Source organism: Planktothrix tepida PCC 9214 (genome assembly GCF_900009145.1).
Lineage (GTDB): Bacteria > Cyanobacteriota > Cyanobacteriia > Cyanobacteriales > Microcoleaceae > Planktothrix > Planktothrix tepida.
Genome location: NZ_LN889797.1, coordinates 822 through 4517, shown reverse-complemented (window position 1 = coordinate 4517; position 3696 = coordinate 822). Strand labels below are relative to the sequence as shown.

General features: G+C 41.9%; 5 protein-coding genes and 1 pseudogene. All 6 read left to right on the top strand.

Translation table 11 applies throughout. The annotated features are described in order from the left end of the window. Positions 1-322: pseudogene (locus PL9214_RS31245) on the top strand (glycosyltransferase family 2 protein); the annotation flags it as partial. After that, entirely contained in the window at positions 306-947 is a 642-nt protein-coding gene (locus PL9214_RS12435) for a cyclase family protein (RefSeq protein WP_072719139.1), read from the top strand. The pseudogene PL9214_RS31245 and the gene PL9214_RS12435, both read left to right, overlap by 17 nt. A 20-nt stretch (positions 948-967) precedes the next feature. After that, the gene (locus tag PL9214_RS12430; RefSeq protein ID WP_072719138.1) at positions 968-1645 is read left to right on the top strand and encodes an acylneuraminate cytidylyltransferase family protein; all 678 of its coding nucleotides are present in this window, start codon (positions 968-970) and stop codon (positions 1643-1645) included. A gap of 6 nt (positions 1646-1651) precedes the next feature. Continuing rightward, positions 1652-2593, top strand: a complete 942-nt coding sequence (locus PL9214_RS12425) for a phosphoglycerate dehydrogenase (protein WP_072719137.1) — start codon at positions 1652-1654, stop codon at positions 2591-2593. Positions 2594-2686: 93 nt separating this feature from the next. Next, positions 2687-3439, top strand: coding sequence for an SDR family NAD(P)-dependent oxidoreductase (locus tag PL9214_RS12420; RefSeq protein ID WP_072719136.1), 753 nt, complete (start codon positions 2687-2689; stop codon positions 3437-3439). Positions 3440-3482: 43 nt separating this feature from the next. Then, positions 3483-3696, top strand: a 214-nt coding sequence (locus PL9214_RS12415) for a Uma2 family endonuclease (RefSeq protein WP_139295047.1), incomplete at its 3' end; no start/stop codon positions are given.

The window sequence follows — 3696 nt, the reverse complement described above, 5'->3', positions numbered from 1 at the left end:
TTTCCCCCAAGAACACTTTTATTTCATTGATTTTCTGCGCCTGTTCACAGGTAATCTGTTGAGTGACTATTATCACGCTTGGCACGATCAACAATTCTGGGATAATATCAATGAAATTTTCAGCTTTCGCTTAATGCAATTCTGGGGAACCTATCAAGGATTTAGGCAACAAGGACGCCTCAGCAATCAACTGAAACAAAGGTTTTATTATCCTAATGGGTTGATCCGTCCCCAACTTTCCGAAACCGATAACAACGAAACCCATCGTCTGATTGACTACAGTAGTTTGCCCAAGGAGACCCAAGTTGCCCAACATCATTGATATTTCAGTGCCTTTACACTCAGGAATTCCAGTATGGCCAGGAAGTCCAGGGTTTCGATTGTTTCAAACGATGCAAATAGATGCTGGAGAAGTGGCTAACGTTTCTCAACTCGAAACCGATGTTCATATTGGCACCCATGTTGATGCTCCTTGCCATTTTGTTTCTGGAGGTAAAACCGTTGAACAGTTATCCTTAGAGGTGTTAATTGGGAGTGCTGTTGTTGCCCATTTACCCGAAATAAGTGCGGTTACTCCCGAAGATTTAGAAGCATTGGCACTTCCTCCCAATACTCAACGCCTACTGCTGCGAACCCGCAACTCCCAACTGTGGGCTAATCAAGTCTCGGAATTTCAAATAGATTTTGTAGCATTAACGGCTGATGCAGCCCAGTGGGTTGTGGATCATGGGATTCAGTTAATTGGGGTGGATTATCTGTCGGTACAACGCTATTACGATAGCCCCTTCACCCATGAAATCCTATTGGGGGCTGGAGTTGTGATTGTAGAAGGATTAAACTTAACAGATGTCCCCCCGGGGTTGTATGATTTAGTCTGTTTGCCTTTGAAACTGGTGGGCTCTGACGGTTCCCCGGCTCGGGCTGTTTTAATTGAAAAAGATCATTAATTTCTGGGATTGATATTAATATGAGTTCCCCCAAAATCGTCGCCTTTGTGCCGATGCGACATAGCAGTGAACGAGTTCCGGGTAAAAACTATCGAGATTTTGCGGGTCAACCGTTATATCATTGTGTGGTTAGGAATCTGTTAGCTTGCCCTCTCATTTCTGAAGTGGTAATTGATACCGATAGCCCTAATATTCAGGAGGATGCAGCCCTACATTTTCCCGAAGTTAAACTATTAGAACGTCCAGAACATCTGAGAGCCGGAACAACACCAATGAATGATGTTCTGCTCAATAGTGTTCGGCAGGTAGAAGCTGATTTTTATCTGCAAACCCACAGCACAAACCCTTTATTGGCGGCAGAAACCATTACAGATGCTGTTGAAAAGTTCTTAAATAATTATCCCATGTATGATTCCCTCTTTGGGGTGACTCGACTGCAAACTCGATTGTGGGATAGTTTAGCCAGGGCAGTTAATCATAATCCAGCGATTTTACTGAGAACCCAAGATTTACCGCCTATTTATGAAGAAAATTCTTGTTTATATATTTTCACTCGTGAGATTTTAGAATCCAAACATAATCGAATTGGAGATCGACCGTTTATGTTTGAAATTGAACGGTTACAAGCAGTGGATATTGATGAAGAATTAGACTTTAAAGTTGCGGAATTATTGTATAAAGAATTAAATCAAAACTAAAACTATATGACCTGGAACGTTTTAATTACCTGCCCCCATTTACAAAAAACCATTGACCTCTATCGTTCCTTTTTTGCAGAACGAAATATTGAGATTGTAGTTCCTTCTATCGTGCAGCAAATGAGTGAGGCGGAACTATTAGAAATTATTGATCAATTTGATGGGGTAATTGCTGGGGATGATCCTTTTACTGCTAAGGTTTTGGCACAGGGAAAACGCCTCAAAATTGTCGCCAAATGGGGCATTGGTGTTGATTCCATTGACCGGGACGCAGCAAAAGAATTAGGGATTTTGGTCAAAAATACCCCGGATGTTTTTTCCGACGAAGTGGCGGATGTGGCATTGGGTTATATTATCCTATTAGCTAGACACTTACATAAATTAGACCAATCTGTGCGTTCAGGAGGATGGCTGCAAATTCCTGGGATGACTCTACGGGGTAAAACCCTGGGTGTCATTGGTGTGGGGAGTATTGGACGAGGAATTGTGAAACGGGGTGTAGCGGTGGGGATGTCCATCCTGGGTTATGATGTGATGCCGATTCCTGATACTGTTCAAACCGAATTAGGTGTTAAATCGGTTAGTTTTGAGGACTTGTTGCAACAATCAGATTTTATAGCCCTTTCTTGTAATTTGACCCGCGAAAACCATCATTTATTGAGTCATCACCAGTTTGATTTGATGAAACCTGGGGTGCGTTTGGTAAATGTAGCGAGAGGCCCATTAATTGATGAAACCGCGTTAACAGAAGCTTTACAGTCTGGGAAAGTGGCGGGGGCGGCTTTAGATGTGTTTGAAATGGAGCCCTTAGCGATGGAGAGTCCCTTACGTCAGTTTGAGCAATGTATTTTTGGAACCCATAATGGTTCTCATACGAGGGAAGCTGTATTGCGGGTGAATGAAATGGCGATTAATAATCTGTTACAGGGGTTGGGATTAGAAAATTAAAGAATCAAACAGGAAAGCTAATGTCTATTGTTTAACGTAGTGCTAAGATAAACGACTAGCCAAAACTATTTTATTTAGAGATAAATAAATATAATGAGTAAAGTTGTCTTAATAACTGGGGTTTTAGGCGGTATTGGTAGGGCTACTGCTGAGTTGTTTCAAAAAAATGGCTGGTATGTGGTAGGCGTTGATCTCGGTGAAGTTATCCCTGATTTAACTGGAGTTGACTTGTTGATTCGGGCTGATGTTTCTGATACTTTGGCTTGGGAAAATATCGCCCACCAACTGTCAGAAAAGGTTAAAAATATAGCGGCTATTGTGAATAATGCGGCTATCCAAGTTTGTAAATCTTTGGTAGAAACAACACCGGAGGAATGGGATCGGGTGATGGCGGTCAATGTCCGCTCAGTTTATTTAGGTGTCCGTCAGCTTTATCCTTTGATGAAATCTCAGGGAGGAGCAATTGTGAATGTGAGTTCGGTTCATGCGATCGCCACTTCTGCTAATATTGCGGCTTATGCTGCCAGTAAAGGGGCGATGTTAGCCTTAACGCGAGCCTTAGCAATTGAGTTAGCACCCGATCAGATTCGAGTCAATGCGGTGCTTCCGGGGGCTGTAGATACGCCGATGTTACATTCGGGTTTAAGTCGAGGGCATTTGCAGGGAGACAATATGGTAGATTTAGTAGAACAGTTGGGATCTAAGCACGTTATTGGTCGTGTGGGTCAACCTCAAGAAATTGCTGAGGCGATCTATTTTTTGGCTGATGGGGGTCGATCTTCGTTTATGACAGGTCAAGGGTTAGTTGTGGATGGGGGGGCAACTTGTCGGTTAAGTACAGAGTAAAAATAAAGCACTATACTAACCAAACGTTGTTAGGAGGTAAAAAATGGTTGCCGTTAATCAAATTAAAAAAAAAATCACCTTAGAGGATTTTTTAGGATTTCCTGAAACAAAACCTTCTAGTGAATATATTAATGGACAAATAGAACAAAAACCCATGCCCCAGGGAGAACATAGTCTGATTCAAACTTATTTATCTGCAAAGATTAATGAAGTCGGAAAAGCAAATAAAGCAGCCTTAGCTTTTACAGAATTAAGGT

Bases quoted from the DNA above. Each gene is read 5' to 3' on its own strand.
- PL9214_RS12430 (WP_072719138.1), top strand. From the start codon at position 968: ATGAGTTCCCCCAAAATCGTCGCCTTTGTGCCGATGCGACATAGCAGT.
- PL9214_RS12420 (WP_072719136.1), top strand. From the start codon at position 2,687: ATGAGTAAAGTTGTCTTAATAACTGGGGTTTTAGGCGGTATTGGTAGG.
- PL9214_RS12425 (WP_072719137.1), top strand. From the start codon at position 1,652: ATGACCTGGAACGTTTTAATTACCTGCCCCCATTTACAAAAAACCATT.